Raw genomic sequence first — 17,009 nt, 5'->3', positions numbered from 1 at the left:
GACTACATCGGAAACAATTGATAATTGATAATGAAATGATTTTTTAAATCTCTAATTTTCTCTCCCTATTTCTATCTAATTCTAAATAGGCTCTAATTATCATTAATGAATACCCAAGTTCCATGATTTGTGTATTAACATAAACCCTTATAAAGGTGCGTAACCTGCACCCTATTTATGGGTATATTTAATAATTCTTATGGTTCGGAAATTTATTCGGATTTTAACCTTTCTGCTTTCTATTACTGTGCTAGTCTTAACACTAGCTCTAACCTGGGAGTTTCCTACATTTGCCCAAACTATTCCCGGTTTAGGTATGTCTTCCGATGAAGAGATTTCGGTAAAGCCTTATGTCCCCGTCTTTAATAGGGGAAACCTGGAGATAGCTCCAGTTTTTCTGGATGGAAAAATCATTGGCACTATTGCCTCATTTATCAAGTTAGACTCAAACACAAACAAAAATCAAGCTAGTATCTACAGTGCTGTTGTTCGCTCCCAGTTGATTCACAGCAAGTTGCAAAAAATTCTGCACAATATGAGTAGGTACACTCAAGAGGTTTTACCTAACCAGGGAATATCTACCATAGAAGCTCAAGAAAAAGAACTGAGAAAACAGCTAGTTACTACTTCCTCTGAGAGCAAAGGAACGACATTTGTGTCAGTCACATTTCCTAAAAACGATGTGCCAGAAATTATTTACTCAGTTACTCAAGCAGACATTGAAAGACCTAGATTTGGTGGCTCCCAACCTTTAAAAATTGCAAAAGGCGCAACAGAAATTGCTGAAAAGATTCTAATTCAAGCCTGGAAAGAACGTCAGACTCCTTATTTACTTGCTCAGGTTCAACTAGCGATGCTTCTCTTAGTTGCCCTGACTTGTAGCAGCCTAACTCTGGGGTGGATACAAAAGCAACTTACTATTAGACAAAGAAAACTTAAAGATAGCTTATCAAACTCAGAGACTATTCAACTTGAAGATAATCAGACTTTCAGTTCATCAAAGATTACTGAAAAATTTCGAGCGATCGCTTCACCATTTGACAACCTATCTATAGAACAACGCTACAGTGTCAATGCTTTCTACAACTCCACATTATTTTGGACTCAATGGCTAGTTTGGTTATTGGGAATTGGCTATATAAGTAGCTTGTTTTACTGGAGTCGCTCCTGGAGTAATTGGATGGTGGGCGTGACAATTCGTGGTAGTCGGGCTGAACAAGTAATAGTTGGTTGGGCTCCATTGGATTGGATTTTAAGTTTTGGACGAGAGGCTAGTCTGGGAACTCCGCTTTTCATTTTACTGCTTTTATTGGTGGCTCGTTTAAGCATCAAAGGTGGAGATGTCCTCACCAACTTTTTGGCTCGGCGGTGGAGTGAACAAAAATCAATCCAAAAACGCCAAACTTTGCGTGTTTCTACTTTGGCTAGAGTTTCCAAAGCTTGGCTGAGAGCTATCGTTTATCTATTATTAGGAATGACGCTCCTTCATCATTTGCATCAATTAGGAACTTTTACCCAAGTAGTGACGGTCTTTGTTGGTTTTCTTAGTTTTGCCCTGTCCCTAGCTTCTCAAAACTTACTGAAAGATTTAATTGCTGGCCTGATGATTTTATCTGAAGACCAATATGCTGTGGGAGATTGGATTGTCGTAGATGGACAAGATGGCTTGGTTGAGAGTATTACTTTGCGAGTTACTAAATTACGGAATCTGAATGGGGAGTTAATTACTATTCCTAATGGGTCTATTGGGGTGGTCCGAAATTTATCTAGTGAGTGGTCACAAGTAAATTATGCCATTGAAGTGGCTTATGATGCTGATGTGGATCGAGTCATGGGGGTGATGGAAGCGATCGCTCAACAATTGTATTGTGACCCTCAATGGCAAGAGCAGATTTTAGAAGCCCCTAAAGTTTTGGGTATTGATAAGATTGCTCATACTGGAATTGTAATTAGATTGATAATTAAGACTCAGCCTATGAAGCAGTGGTTAGTTGCTCGTGAGTTTCGCCGTCGTCTGAAGAAGGCATTCGATCTGCAGGGTATTGAGGTGGGAGTTCCGCAACAAGTTATGTACGTTAATGGGCCTTTTGCCAAAACGAGCAACGGGAATTTTAAAATTAATAGTCAACACCAGAATTGAATTAGGTGGTATAGCGCTTTACGCAGGCAACAGGCAACAGGGGGATAATATTAAGTCCAGTAGCATTGGTATAATTAGATAAAGAGTGTGGGGAGATGGGGAGATGGGGAGATGGGGAGATGGGGAAATGGGGAGATGAGGAAATGGGGAGATGGGGAGATGGGGAGATGGGGAGATGGGGAGAGCTAGAAAGATTTAGCGCGCTCGTGAAGAGAACATTATTTTATACCGAACCCGAGCGGATTTGATATAAAATAATTATTATATAAGGCTTTTAGTAACTATTAATTCTTTCAATCTATAAAATATACCAATGCGTACTGCTATAAGTTTTAGGTTTGATCAAATATCATTAAATTAACCATAACAAAAATTTTCTTTTCCAAGAGAGAATATCCTAAAATCACTCCTATTTCCTAGTATTTTATTGATGGATATTCAATCAGATATGATGTTAATCTCTGCTTCAAACCTTGCTGAATACGACTAATAGTTTCATCTCCATCTTCTACCCAAAATTCTCTACCGAATTGTACAAACTTTTTTTCTTTATCATCAAATACTAATGCTCCTATTGCCACCTTTGCTTTTTCCTCATCTCCAGAAGATTGTTCTTTCAAAGTAGCTTTAATATCTTCAAACAAAGAATTATCTTCAGGAATTATATCTACTGGCAGTTGCAAGATAATTATTTGTTTTGGTTTAGCAGAACCATTTTCAGTTATTAACAATTCAGCATCTTTTTTCGGACTATTTTTTTGACTCTCTAATTGCTCTACTGTTTTTTTTGCTTCTGAAATAGATTGATGAATTTTTATCTCTTCATTTATTGATTCATTTTGATAATTATCTAATTCTGTCAAGGGTTTTTCCTGTTGTTCAACTCCATCTGCCATTACCTTTTCTACTGTTTCTGCACTATCTACTAATAACTGACTTTCATCATCCTTCTTGTCAACTTTCCCAGTCAATACTAAAAGAGCATTTTCTGTCAGTAAATCTTTAATTTCTTCATATATTTTGGGAAAAACTACAGCATCTACTTGCCCAGTCATATCTTCTACTTGCAGAAATGCCATGGGGTCGCCTTTTTTAGTAATATGATTTTTAAGTCCAGCCAACATTACCACTAATTTTATAGCTGACTTAGATTTTTTTTCCGACATTTGAGCGATAGTAATAACATCCTTAATTTGATTTTGTTCATGTGCATATTTAAGAGGATGGTCAGATACATAAAATCCTAAAATTTCTTTTTCATACTGCAATTTTTCTTTGGCTGGAAAATCTGAAACAGGCGAATGTTTAGGAGCAGAATCAAAAGCAGGCATTGTTTTTTCTGCCACATCAAATAAACTTAATTGCCCCATATCTCGATCTTTATTTCTATCTTGTGCCCATTTCATTACACCTTCTAAATCTTTAATTAATTGGTGACGGTTTGGTTCAATTTTATCGAAGGCTCCACATTTAATTAAAGATTCTAAAGTACGACTATTCAGAGCATTAAGATTCACACGGTCACATAGATCGGCTAAAGACTTAAAGTTTCCCCCTTCTTTTCTTGCTTCTAAAATTGCTTCTATTGCTCCTTCACCTACATTTTTTACTGCGGATAATCCAAATAAAATTTTATCTTTTGTTTCCCCTGTAGCTACTTTTGGCAAAGGAGTAAAATCTACTTCTGATTTATTAATATTAGGCGGTTCGACTTCAATATGAAACTTTGGATTTTGACAATTAGCAATATATTTTTGTACTTTATCTTGGTCGCCACTATTGGCAGTTAGTAAAGCTGCCATATATTCAACTGGATAGTTAGCTTTTAAATAAGCGGTTTGATAAGCAACATAAGCATAAGCTGTGGAATGAGATTTATTAAAACAATATTCAGCGAATTTAATCATCTGTTCAAACAAATCTTGTGCCACTGCAGAATGAACCCCTCTTTTAGTGGCACCATCAATAAATATTTCTCGGTGCTTTTCCATTTCCGAGACTTTCTTTTTACCCATGCAGTTGTGAACTATAAAATCATTGGCAATGAAGTTATGAGTTTCGGGAATTGTCAAATCAAAAACTTCTTCTTTGCCAATATATTCTATAGAAGTAATCTCATCCCAAAAGACCTCAGAATTAGCTATTGCTTTTAATTCTTCATCTGCAAAAGCTGTGGCAAAATTATTAACTTTATGACGAGATAAACTCCTGCTTGGGGTGTTTTGAAAATTCAAAGGAGTAGGGAGTAGGGAGTAGGGAGTAGGGAGTAGAGAATGAGGAGTAGTAACTAAATAACAACTTTGACAAAGCTCCTGTTTGTAACTACTCAAATATGGCTGTATTAATTCACAAAACTTGAGCATATCCTCACGCCCTGTAATTTGAACCCGATAATAAATATAAGGCTGACCTAGATATTTTATCTGCTTAATATTGAACAGAGAAACAATACCTAAGCGTAGAAGTAAATGTTGGATTTGTCTGACTAAAACTTCTGAAGTAGAGTTGTAATCTGTATGCCCAATTGTTTTGTCAAAATTACCATTTGTTGACCATAAAATTCCTAAGAAAAGTTGTAACTGACTCTGAGACAAAGAAAATACCCAATTAGGAATTTCTTGATCCGGTGAATTAGCAGGTTTGAGATAATTATCAAAATAATTGGGTCTAAAACCCTGCCTTGATTGGCGAAATGTTTTTGGAGGGTTGCTAAAATCTCCGTTGCAAAAACAACTTCTGTAGGTCGCCAATCCGACAGCTCCTCTATCTGTAGGTCGCCAATCCGACGGCTCCCCTATCTGACTTCTGATTTCGTTAGGTGCTGAAGAGCCAAATAATTCTTCTACGCAGCGATTAAAATCAGTAATTAATTCCGGATTGCTATTACAGAAATAACTACAAGGTTCAGTCTTGGTAGATAGATGTCCGTCACCTATTAAATAAGCAGTAAATTTAATTTCAGCATCAGATATTTGACTCCCATAATTAATCGGAATTTTCTTTGCCAAACCCAGGCTATCCCCTACGGAAAAATCTTTTAAAGGTTTCCATCCTAAAACCGTATAAAAAAGGTGGTCGTTTGTAGCTCTAATTTTCCGGTTTGTACGAGTGGTAATTTCCCAAACATCCCGCACGCCATTAGGATGAATTTCTGTTATTGGTTGTTGAACAATTTGTTGACTTTTGAAATCTAAAGAAAAGACTTTTCGACTCAACCAATACTCAGGTTTGGCAGCTATTTCTTTTAGACTAACCAAGTTACCTGTTGCTGCATCTATTACTTTTGTATAACCACTCAAACAACGACGTAATAAATCTGCTTCTCCCAAAGAATATCCTGCCAAATCTTGAGCCATTTTCATAATTTGCTCTTGGTAACAATTATGAACTACTACCCCTTTGGCTAGAAAATAAGGTGAGCTTTGGTCTTCCATTTCTAAATCAAAACATTCTGCTTTTCCTACTTCTTCCACTGAGACAACATAAACAAGTCTGGCATCCTGTAAATAAGTTTTTTCGTAGATTTCCCGGTCTGACTCTTCCCAATTTTTCAGATTAGTTTTGTCTGAGAAATTTGTCTGTTTAAATAAGGTGGCTTTTTGAAGGGAAGACTCCAAATTTTTCCGACTCGAAATATCTGTATGAGAAATGGAATCTTCTAAGTCGGTTGTCAAAGTGAAAGGGGAAATCTGTAGATGGTTTTCTCTGACTTTTTCCTGATTTTCCCACTGAGGTCTATCTGAGAAATTTATCTGTCTAAATATAGTTGCTTTTGCTAGAGAAGACTCCAGAATTTTCTGACTCGAACTATCCGTCTGGAGAGTCGAATTTTCTAAGTCGGTTATCAAAGTGAAAGGGGAAATCTGTAGATGGCTTTCCCGAACTTTTTCCTGATTTTCCCACAGAGGTCTATCTGAGAAAATGGAATCTTCTAAACCAGTTGCCAAAGATAAAGAGGAAATCTTTAGATGGTTTTCCCTAATTTTTTCCCAAGAGTCCTGCTCTGGTCTATCTGAAAAATTTGTCTGTGTATATAAGGTGGTTTTTTCCTGGTAAGACTCCTGATTTTTCCGACTCGGATTATCTGTGTGAGAAATGGAATCTTCTAAGTCGGTTGTCAAAGTGAAAGGGAAAATCTGTAGATGGTTTTCTCTAATTTTTTCTATTTGTTGGTTTGGCATTTGATAGTTTCCCAATAGATAAATAAACCGAGACCTGTCAGAAACCTCAACATAATTATCTGCCAGATAATAATCAATTTTCAAACTTCCCAAAAGCTTGCCAACTTGTGACAATAATCGAGGAGAAGAACTCTGATAATCAAAGAAGTTTTCCCTATCAAAACTACTACCATCCCAGAGACCGCGTAACAAGTCTATTCGGTCTTTTTCCGAATAATCCAAAATATCTTCTGGTAAATGCTTGTCAACAGATTTTACCTGCCAACTTCTACTGCCATAAATACGATCCAAAAATTCAGTTAGAGATGTAGATTTAGATTGAGTATTTAACTTTAAATAAATCTGTCGGCAAAGAGTATCAAAATAATATTTAGCTTCCCCACCCCTAGTCTCATCAATCAAATTTGTCATCCAAACAGCAGCCTTTTCTGTTGAAAAGGAAATATTGGGAGTCGAGGAAACCAGATGACCAAAGAAATAAGGTATCAAACCTTCTCTGTTAAAAGGATAAAAAGAAGAAAATTCCCCATTCCAAGTCTCCTCCTTTAGCTGGAAGTATTGATAACCTTTAACTGTTTTGCTGCGCGACATGAAAAACGCAGTTCCTCCAGAAGAGGCTAACCGTTCACTGACATGACTCTTTCCTATTAATAACCCCAACAAATAGGCTTCATTTTTACCAAGTCTTTTCTTATTACTAGAAACTTGCCATTTTTCATAAACCGCAGAACCATAAATATTGCAGTTCCTAACTCCCCGTTGTAATTCCCAGGCAAACTTATCTCCTTCTGGAGTTAAAAAGCGATGGTTTTTTCCCGAATAAATTACCGTCCCGCTAGACAAAGTAATCTTCAATATTTCCTTTACACCACTCCGCCACTGTTTAGCAACTTTTGCCTCCCAAACTTTCCTTCCATCCGAAGTTAAAATGACCTCTCCACTTTTAACATTTTCGATCGCCTTCCTCGAACCATTTGGTTTATCAATTAAAGTTCCCTTTGGCAAACACAAAACCCCATAAGTTTCTTTTAAAATCGGCTCTAACTTTGAATCTTGATATTCAATTTTTTCCCGCCCATGTTTTCGGTCAATAAACTTAGGAATTAAACCAGCATCCAAAGGTCCGGGGCGATACAAAGCCAAGATAGAAGAAATATCTTCAATAGAAGTAGGCTTCAATTTTTTCACCACATCTACCATCCCAGAAGATTCCAACTGAAATACTCCTTCCAAATCTCCAGACTTTATCAGTTCATAGGTCTTTTTCACATCCTCTGGCATTTTTTTAGTATTGCCTCTTGCCAAAATTTCCATTGCCTTTCTTTCATTAGCTGGCAACTCATCTGGAACTAAAGGAAGATGATGATTTGTCTCAACTAGGTTGGCAGTATTCTGGATAATAGTTAAATTTTTCAATCCCAAAAAATCCATTTTCAACAAACCCAAGGATTCTATATCTTCCATGTGATACTGAGTAATAACCGAGCCATCATTATTTCTTTGCAAAGGCACAATTTCATCCAGAGGTTCTTTAGAAATTACCACTCCTGCCGCGTGTACTCCAAAAGTTTTATTCGTTCCCTCAATTCTAATTGCCATATCTATCCATTGTTGGATAGAAATTGTATTAACTTTTCCCTCTTCATTATCTTCAATAGGTGTTTCTAAATTCTCATAAGCTTCCTTAAATTCTGGGGAAGGAGTCTCATCAGAAATCATCACTTTTAACTTTGCTGGTTTCCCCCGTGCAACAGGAATCAACTTTGCCATTTTATTCGCTTCCCCAAACGAAACACCTAATACTCTCCCCACATCTTTTAATACTGCCTTAGATGTCATCCGGTTAAAAGTAATAATTTGAGCAACTCTCTCTTCCCCATACCTTTCAGTCACATAATCAATCATTACATCTCGCTTTTCAATGCAGAAGTCTGTATCAATATCTGGCATTGATTTCCGTTCGGGATTCAAAAATCTTTCAAATAACAAGCCATGATGCACCGGATCTATATTAGTAATTCGCAAAGAATAAGCAACTAATGAACCAGCAGCACTTCCCCTACCAGGTCCGACAGGAATATTTTCATCTCTGGCATATTTGATGTAATCCCAAACCACCAAAAAATATGTAGAGAAACCTTTATCCTGAAGAACTTTCAATTCAGTTTCCATCCGCTCTTTATAAACTACGGAAATTTCACTTCTTTGTTTAAGCTTCAGCCTTTCTAATAATCCTTCCCAAGCAAGTTCTTCTAGATAAGTATCGGCATTATGATCTGGTGGAATCGGATAATCAGGAATTCTTGGCTCTCCCAATATTCCCTCATACTTTTCAACTTTATCTGCCACTTCTAATGTATTGGCGATCGCCTCTTCTATAACTTTATCTTCTAGATGGTCTCGAAATAATAATTTCATCTCTTCAGCAGACTTTAAATATTCGGTGCCACTATACCGCATCCGCTTTTCTTCAGATATTAATTTTTGGGTGTTAATACACAACAAAGCGTCGTGTGCTTCTACATCTCGACAAGAAATAAAATGAGAGTCGTTTGTGGCTACTATTTTTATCTTTAATCTCTCAGCAATTTTGACAATTCCAGTATTAACTACTCTATCTTCTTGGAAACCGTGGTCTTGAATTTCTAGATAGTAATCTTCTCCAAATAAATCTTTGTACCACTTAGCTACTTTCTTGGCTTCATCTAATTTTCCCTGCATAATATTTTGCGGTACTTCTCCAGCCAAACAACCGCTAGTTACTATCAGACCTTCGTGATATTTTTCTAACAATTCTTTATTAATACAAGGTCGAGCAAATATACCTTTTCCTTGAAAACCATGCAGATGAGAAAGAGTTGTTAGTTTGACTAAATTTTTATAGCCTTGAGTATTTTTTGCTAATACGACTTGGTGAAACTTTTTCCCTCGTTGCTGTTTCTCAATATCTCCATTTATCACATACATTTCATTCCCAATTATGGGTTTAATTCCTTTATTTCTACACAGTTTGATTAATTGAATCGCCCCATACATTACTCCATGGTCTGTCAGAGCAATGGCTGGCATTCCTAATTCCACGGCTCTATCTATTAATTGTGGTAATTGGGATGCTCCATCCAATAGGCTATAGTCGCTATGAATATGTAGGCCAACAAATGACATTTTTTTTAGATTTTAGAATAAATATTTTATGTAGCTCTATTTTATAAGGAAGAAGTAGGAAGGAAGAAGGAAGAAGGTTTATATTTAATTTTTGCTTCTATTAGTTTGACTTAAAGTCTTTACCTGTAAAGTTTTTAGGGTTTAATGAATGATTATCATAAATTAAGCTTATAAATTATGGCTAAATATATTTGGAATTTAAACTCAATTTTGCAAAAAAAGTTGAAATGAGCTATTTAGGGGTAAAAATGGAGAAATTTAGGTGCGATCGCGTTCTCGTCGGCCATTTGTTAAAAGTATTGATATGTAATAAATACAGGGTGGTTGCTTTTCAAGAAATTTTTGTGTATTTTTGAAGTAAGTGGCTCGCTCTGCGCAGGTGCTTATTAAAATGAAAAAGAGAATTAGTGAGTGGGAGTGCGATCATACTCTCGTCAATATTATATAAGTCAAACTACAATTAATAATGTTGATATAAAACCACTACTTTGACTACTAAAAACGTAAATCCAAGTTTGAAATGGCTACTTCAATCTGAATGGCGAGAAACATTCATTCCTAGTTTAGGTACAGATCCATGGATAACTGTTTATTTTGATAAAGTTACTGAAGACGAGAATCTTGGCATATTTTCAGCCATTATTCCAAATGCTTATGTTGAAACTTCTCTAAACCAGATTTCTTGGGATTTCCATCTTGAACATGGGCATCCATGTTTCAACCAGAGCAATAAAAATCCTACCTATTTGCGGTTTGGAAACTTAGATGACGTAGAACCCTTTATAATTCATCGGGATTTTCATGGCATTCGCGACTCATATAACGAAATCATTGAGAGGATACTCATGCAAAACTCACATTATGTTTCTCTACAAAGAAGTGGGAAAAATCAAGTCATAACCATTCCCCATGAATTTGCCCTACCAGGTACTGAAGTTTTGTTACGCAAAGAAGGCGATCGCCTGATAATCGCCTGATAATTGAACCTATTCCTTCCGGTTCCCTACTTTCCTTACTAACTACATTGCCAGATATCACAGATGATTTTCCTGACATAGACAAAGGCTTACTTCCCCTTAATGACATTATACTTTAGTGCCACCTAAATGACTTATCAATACCTTCTTGATACTAACACTTTGATGACCTCACGTCACAACCAGAACCTTGTAGGGACCTTTCATGGAACGTCCCTACTGTGGTTTATCCAAATGAAAATTGCTGTAATAGTAAAGTGCTTGGGAATGACATTGAAACTGCCTGGTGTGTCATAACAGAAACTTGTTATTTTTTACAATCCTGTCGTGGGGTTGAAGCAGCAATTACTTTTATTAATGCTGTGTCTGAGGGATTATTTGAAATATTTGAAATTAAAAATTATGATGCTCTCAGAATTAGAGAATTAATTATTCAATACAGATATTTGCGAATGGACCTAACAGACTACTCCCTTTTTGTCTTAGCAGAAAAATGCCAAACAGGACGAATTTTATCTTTGATATCTGAAAGATTTTAATATTTCAGGACTTACGCATCGGATAGGAAAAACTAGGATTTGAGATTGCTTCTCTCTGGGTCGCAATGACGAAAATACCTTGTACTGCCTAAGTCCTATATTTATCAATGAGACAGCAATAATTATTTCACCAACAGTAGTATCATATTATGATAGATAACCTCTAAGAAAGGAGAAAGGAATGGAACTATCTGATTTTATTGAGAAAAAATTGAATGACTACGCAAAATCTATAATTGAAGGAAGTGCGAAAAGAGATGAAATTGCCCTAGGTGAAATGACTTTCTACATGACTTTACGTAGAGCATTAACTGGAAAGGCAACCCCTCAAGATATTGGTATGTTAGATGCTATCAATGATACCTTACAAGAAAAAGGAGTTATCGAACCAGGAAAATCTTTCTACAAATAAAACTTTCAAAACAATAGACAAATTAGTGCTTTTTATCTGTTGTTAAATTTGGATCCTTTTTTTCCTCAAAAATATAAAGTATTGTTCTAGTAAGGTGTGTTAATGAAATATAACGCACCTTACTTAATTACTAAATAACGATATAACGATCGTCATATAACGATCGTCAACTTCTTCGTCCCGAAGAGGTTCGCTACTAAACTGTGTTAAAGCCCGGCTGTAAAATTCCTAATACTATTAGACATCTCCGATCATAAAAAATCAAATCAATTATCCCATAGAAATTATCAATTCTCTCCCTCCTACTCCCTTCTCCGTACGCAGGTTGCATGCAACTCGCTCTTTTCTAGAAATGTCTATATTATCCAGAGTGATTATTATATCAATTATCAACAATTGCCTAACACTACAAATCTCTTATCTCAATAAATTTACTCAAAACTCTTGTTACTGCCCCAATTGATTTGTTAAGCTTAATTTGTATATCAAACTACAGTAGAGGCAAAAGTGGTAGTCAAGCCAGATTGGTTAAGAGTAAAAGCCCCCCAATGGCAAAGGGTTGGTACTGTTAAAGAGATTTTGCGAGACCTAAATCTCAACACGGTCTGCGAAGAAGCTTCCTGTCCAAACATTGGCGAATGTTTTAACGCTGGGACAGCAACTTTCTTAATTATGGGACCTGCTTGTACTCGTGCTTGTCCCTACTGTGATATTGATTTTGAGAAAAAACCTCAGCCTTTAGATATTACTGAACCAGAAAGACTGGCAGAAGCAGTCAAACGCTTGAAACTCAATCATGTGGTCATTACTTCCGTCAATAGAGATGATTTAACAGATGGAGGTGCTAATCAATTTGCTAAATGTATTTCTCAAGTCCGGGCAATTTCTCCTCAGACAACGATAGAAGTCCTAATACCAGACTTATGTGGTAATTGGCAAGCTTTAGAAATAATTCTTAACGCCAAACCAGAAGTTATTAACCATAATACTGAGACTGTTCAAAGATTGTATCGCCGAGTCAGACCCCAAGGGGACTATCACCGCACATTAGAACTTTTGAAGCGATCGCGAGAATTAGCCCCTGAAATTTATACAAAATCTGGAATTATGGTAGGTCTCGGAGAAACCGATGCAGAAGTCCTAGAGGTAATGAAAGACTTACGGGCTGTTGACTGCGATATTTTAACCATTGGACAATACTTACAACCAACTCCTAAACATTTACCAGTAGCTACTTTCGTCAAACCCGAACAATTCGATCGCTGGAAAGAAATAGGGGATTCGATGGGTTTTTTACAAATTGTTTCTTCCCCCTTGACTCGTAGCTCATATCATGCTGAACAGGTAAAAGAATTGATGGTCAATTATCCAAAGGCCAAAAGTTAGAAGGAAACTGCTGATGGGTTTGGCCTTTCAGGTGCTTGGGCAAAAGAAAATAGGCCAATAGGTGTGCCACCCATCACCCCCGATTGCAGAAACGATCTCTGGTAAAGTGTGATTTTGAGCACTTATTCTTGTATATAGGTTTACTTAATAGCTCAAAATTGATAAGTAAAGATATTAAACTTGCTACATATAAAAAAATAAAAACGACTTAAAGATAAGGAAATAAAACTAAAAAAGTGTAACCATAAAAAACACCAAAAAATTAATAAGAGAAAATTTAAGCGCCATACTCAGAAAATTTATGAAGTGATCGGGAACAACGACTAATAGTGATGAACATTAATATAGCTTCTGACGAAAATCACTTTTTTGTAGCAGAAGTATCAATATACTAAAAATTAAGCCTAGAGAAGTTAACTGAAACAAACAACTATATAGACAAATGTACTCTCAAAGTCCATCGTTAACAAAATCAATATCAACGATCGCCTAAGTCCATTTAGTCTAAGTTGTTAGGACTAATCAGGAAACATAACTAGAGCAAATGCCAACTTCTCAGGAATTAGGCATTTTATCCACAGACTGTCACTAAGTGCAGCCTCTTGTCACCTGGAGTAACTGAGATGATCGCTATGTCAGCAACTTATCCTTACACTGAACAATCTGAAGAACAACTGCACTCTAATAACTTGCAGCCTGAGTTTCCCGAAAATTTAGAGCAAATCACCAACGAATTAGCAACGGAGGATGAAGAAGCGGATAATGCTCAAGTAAGTCCAAACCGTAGCACCACAGATTTAGTCCGTTTATACCTCCAAGAAATTGGGCGAGTTGATTTGCTAGAAAGAGATCAAGAAGTCTCTGAAGCTCAAAAAGTCCAACGCTATATACAGTTATTGGAATTACGCAACAAAGCAGCTCAAGAAGAAGAAGGAGGAATTCAGTGTTATGTTCAGTTGATGGAAGTTCGTGATCGTCTAGCAGCTCAGTTAGGACATAGACCATCATTTGAACGGTGGGCAAAGGCAGGAAATGTTTCTGTGGTAGAACTTAAAAAGATTATGGCAGCAGGAAAACTTCGCTGGGCAGAATTAGCAGGTTTAAGTGTAAAAGAACTTGAGCAAGTCCAAAGCGAAGGTATTGATGCCAAGAATCAGATGATTAATGCTAACTTGCGTCTAGTCGTGTCAGTGGCGAAAAAGTATCAAAATCGTGGTCTAGAACTTTTAGATTTAATCCAAGAGGGTACTTTGGGTCTAGAAAGAGCAGTTGAAAAGTTTGACCCACGACGGGGGTATCGATTCAGCACTTATGCTTACTGGTGGATTCGTCAGGGAATTACAAGAGCGATTGCTACTCAAAGTAGGACAATTCGCTTACCTGTCCACATTACTGAAAAGTTGAACAAAATTAAAAAAGCACAACGGAAAATTTCTCAAGAAAAAGGACGTACAGCAAAAATTGAGGACATTGCGCAAGAACTAAATATGACACCAGCGCAAGTTCGGGAAGTGTTAGTAAAAGTTCCACGTTCAGTTTCTCTGGAAACTAAAGTAGGTAGTGATAAAGATACTGAATTAGGTGAACTTCTGGAAACTGAAGATGCTTCTCCAGAACAAATGCTGATGCGAGAGTCTTTAGTACAAGCATTAAAAGGGCTATTATTAGATTTAACTCAACGAGAAAGGTCTGTAATTTCGATGCGTTATGGTTTGGAAGATGGTCATCCCTACTCCTTATCAGAAATTGGTCGTGCTTTGAAACTGTCTCGGGAACGAGTCCGTCAAATTGAAGCAAAAGCTCTACAGAAGTTACGCCAACCAAAGCGTCGTAATCAAGTACGGGATTATTTAGAGTCTTTGACGTGATATACTCCCAGACTAACCATTCGTTTAGGGTGCGTTGATGAAATGTAACGCACCGCCTATGCAAAATATTTCGGTGCATTACGCTTGGGCAATACACCCGACTGGACTCTCCGAAATATTTCGGTGTGTTAGCGAAGCGTAACGCACCCTACTGGACTGACACAGCCAATTTTGTGCATTAGCTTTTTTCGTCTCGCACCCCATCCCCCCATCCCCCCATTTTCTAATGCACTATTTAAGGTGTGTCAGTCTACTACTCCCTACTCCCTACTCCCTACTCCCTAAAGATGAAAATAATCATAAATTTGCTGTGCCAATTTCGGTCCAACTCCTGACACCTCGGCCAACTGTTCAACCGTTGCCATCCTAATATAATCAACGGAATGAAAATGCGCCAATAACAATTTTTGTCGATGGTGTCCTAAACCCGGAATTTCATCTAGACGCGATCGCTTCATTCTCTGACTCCTCTTATCCCGATGGAAACTCACGGCAAACCGATGTGCTTCATCTCGCAACCTCCGCAACAACTGCACCCCCGGTTGTTCGGCGTCAGTTGTTAAAGGTAATGACTCCCCTGGCAAAAAAATCTCTTCCCGTTGTTTTGCTAAACTCACGACGCGCACTTCTTCTAATATATTCATCTCTTCCATCACTGCAACTACTGCGGAAAGTTGCCCTTTCCCACCATCTATCATTATTAAGTCTGGTTTCTCTGGAGTCGATTGTTTTTCATAGTCGCGAAACCGTCGCCCAATAACTTCTGCCATACTGGCAAAATCATCAGAATGACCGGAATGCACTTCTGGATTTTTGATTTTATAATGTCGATAATGTTGTTTTGCTGGCAAACCGTCAATAAATACTACCCGCGATGCTACTGCATCCGAACCTTGAATGTGAGAAATATCATAACCCTCGATCCGGTGGGGTAATTCTGGCAAATCTAATATTTCTGCTAAGTCTGTCATTGCTTGATTGTTGCGATCGCTCATTTTTGCCAATCGTAACAACTCATATTCAGCATTCTTTTTTACCATTTCTATTAATTCGGCTTTTCCCTGGCGTTGGGGTACGAATATTTCTACTTTTTTACCTTTCTTTTCTGTCAACCAATTTTGCAAAAATTCACTCTCTAGTAATTCATTTTGTACAATAATTTCTGTGGGAATTTCTACAGATTCTACTGTTTGATAATGAGATTCTAAAACCCGCTGCAAAATTGCTCCTAATTCTTGATTTTCTGTTGTTGCTAAATTAGGATTTTCGGCAATAAATCCCAACCTACCTACTAATTTTCCTGACCTAATTTGGAATAATTGAACACAAGCAATTTGATTATTTCCTGCCAGAGCAATTGCATCTCTAGAAACACGGTCATCTGGTAAGGAAACTTTTTGGTCAGCATTTAGAGAATTTAAACCTTTTATTTGGTCTCGAATAAGTGCTGCTTTTTCAAAATTCAGCGCCTCCGCTTCTTTTTCCATTTGAGTATTTAAAATATCGATTAATTCTCCAGTCCGACCTTGAAAAATCATTGCCACTTTTTGCACAATTTTATGATATTCATCTGGAGTAATTAATGCCTGACAAACTCCCGGACAGCGACCAATATCATAATTTAGACAAGGGCGGTCTTTAAATAAAGGTTTTGGTCTTTGACGTAGGGGAAAAATTCGTTTGACTAAATGTAGAGTATTTCGGAGTAATCCTGTATCAACGTAGGGACCGTAATAACGGTCTTTAGCTTTACCTAATCTGCGCTTTCTAGTAATAAAAATTCTGGGATAATCTTCCGACCAAGTTATGCAGAGATAGGGATATTTTTTATCATCTTTGAGTAAGACATTAAAGTATGGTTGATGTTGTTTTACCAGATTAGCTTCTAATGCTAAAGCTTCCGCTTCTGTATCTGTGACAATAAATTCAATTTCGACTATTTGTTGTATCATTAAGCTGATACGATGAGTGTGATTTTTACCATCTCGAAAATAGGAACGAACTCGGTTTCTCAACTTTTTAGACTTGCCAATATAAAGGATGCGATCGCTACTATCACGCATTAAATAAACTCCAGGAGTTTGAGGAATTTCTTTGAGTCGATTTTCTAAACGTTCTGAGTCTTTTTTCATGGGTAAAGTTTGAGTTTTCATATAAAGTAAGGAAGAAGTTAAAAGGAAGAAGGAAGAAGGAAGAAGGAAGAAGGAAGAAGGAGTAAATATTTAAAAAAAAGGAAAAATTATGGGAAATTATATAGATAAAAGTAAGGAAGAAGTTAAAAGGAAGAAGGAAGAAGGAAGAAGGAGTAAATATTGAAAAAAAAGGGAAAATTATGGGAAAT

8 protein-coding genes are annotated in these 17,009 nt (G+C 36.9%); 6 read left to right on the top strand and 2 right to left on the bottom strand.

The features are described 5' to 3' along the window. Nucleotides 1-199 precede the first annotated feature (199 nt). Nucleotides 200-2,140 carry a mechanosensitive ion channel family protein gene (locus tag ACP6PM_RS31870; protein ID WP_426590877.1) on the top strand — a complete coding sequence of 647 codons (1,941 nt, stop codon included), beginning with the start codon at nt 200-202 and terminating at the stop codon, nt 2,138-2,140. A 416-nt stretch (nt 2,141-2,556) separates the two neighbouring features. Here ACP6PM_RS31870 and dnaE read toward each other — a convergent pair whose 3' ends face one another. Further along, nucleotides 2,557-9,486, bottom strand: a complete 6,930-nt coding sequence (gene dnaE, locus ACP6PM_RS31865; RefSeq protein WP_426590876.1) for a DNA polymerase III subunit alpha — start codon at nt 9,484-9,486, stop codon at nt 2,557-2,559. A 488-nt stretch (nt 9,487-9,974) separates the two neighbouring features. On the opposite strand from dnaE, the gene ACP6PM_RS31860 reads away from it, so the two are divergent. The 5 genes from ACP6PM_RS31860 (at nt 9,975) to sigC (ending at nt 14,668) form a co-directional block, all read left to right on the top strand. Next, entirely contained in the window at nt 9,975-10,463 is a 489-nt protein-coding gene (locus ACP6PM_RS31860; protein WP_426590875.1) for an antitoxin, read from the top strand. 221 nt (nt 10,464-10,684) lie between these two features. Next, the gene (locus ACP6PM_RS31855) at nt 10,685-11,002 is read left to right on the top strand and encodes a type II toxin-antitoxin system VapC family toxin (RefSeq protein ID WP_426590874.1); all 318 of its coding nucleotides are present in this window, start codon (nt 10,685-10,687) and stop codon (nt 11,000-11,002) included. Between the two features lie 181 nt (nt 11,003-11,183). After that, nucleotides 11,184-11,414 carry a hypothetical protein gene (locus ACP6PM_RS31850; protein ID WP_293138077.1) on the top strand — a complete coding sequence of 77 codons (231 nt, stop codon included), beginning with the start codon at nt 11,184-11,186 and terminating at the stop codon, nt 11,412-11,414. Between the two features lie 507 nt (nt 11,415-11,921). Further along, entirely contained in the window at nt 11,922-12,800 is an 879-nt protein-coding gene (lipA, locus tag ACP6PM_RS31845) for a lipoyl synthase (RefSeq protein WP_426590873.1), read from the top strand. Between the two features lie 623 nt (nt 12,801-13,423). Beyond that, nucleotides 13,424-14,668, top strand: a complete 1,245-nt coding sequence (gene sigC, locus ACP6PM_RS31840) for an RNA polymerase sigma factor SigC (RefSeq protein ID WP_426590872.1) — start codon at nt 13,424-13,426, stop codon at nt 14,666-14,668. A gap of 281 nt (nt 14,669-14,949) precedes the next feature. Here sigC and uvrC read toward each other — a convergent pair whose 3' ends face one another. Beyond that, nucleotides 14,950-16,821 (bottom strand): excinuclease ABC subunit UvrC, encoded by a 1,872-nt coding sequence (gene uvrC / locus ACP6PM_RS31835; RefSeq protein ID WP_426590871.1) that lies wholly within the window; start codon nt 16,819-16,821, stop codon nt 14,950-14,952. Between the last annotated feature and the right edge of the window lie 188 nt (nt 16,822-17,009).

Source organism: Dapis brunnea BLCC-M229 (assembly GCF_050015995.1).
Classification (GTDB): domain Bacteria; phylum Cyanobacteriota; class Cyanobacteriia; order Cyanobacteriales; family Microcoleaceae; genus Trichodesmium.
This window is presented reverse-complemented; position numbering and strand designations above follow the sequence as displayed.

Coding starts and splice junctions, on each gene's coding strand:
- sigC (WP_426590872.1), top strand. CDS start 13,424: ATGATCGCTATGTCAGCAACTTATCCTTACACTGAACAATCTGAAGAA.
- dnaE (WP_426590876.1), bottom strand. CDS start 9,486: ATGTCATTTGTTGGCCTACATATTCATAGCGACTATAGCCTATTGGAT.
- ACP6PM_RS31850 (WP_293138077.1), top strand. CDS start 11,184: ATGGAACTATCTGATTTTATTGAGAAAAAATTGAATGACTACGCAAAA.
- ACP6PM_RS31870 (WP_426590877.1), top strand. CDS start 200: ATGGTTCGGAAATTTATTCGGATTTTAACCTTTCTGCTTTCTATTACT.
- uvrC (WP_426590871.1), bottom strand. CDS start 16,821: ATGAAAACTCAAACTTTACCCATGAAAAAAGACTCAGAACGTTTAGAA.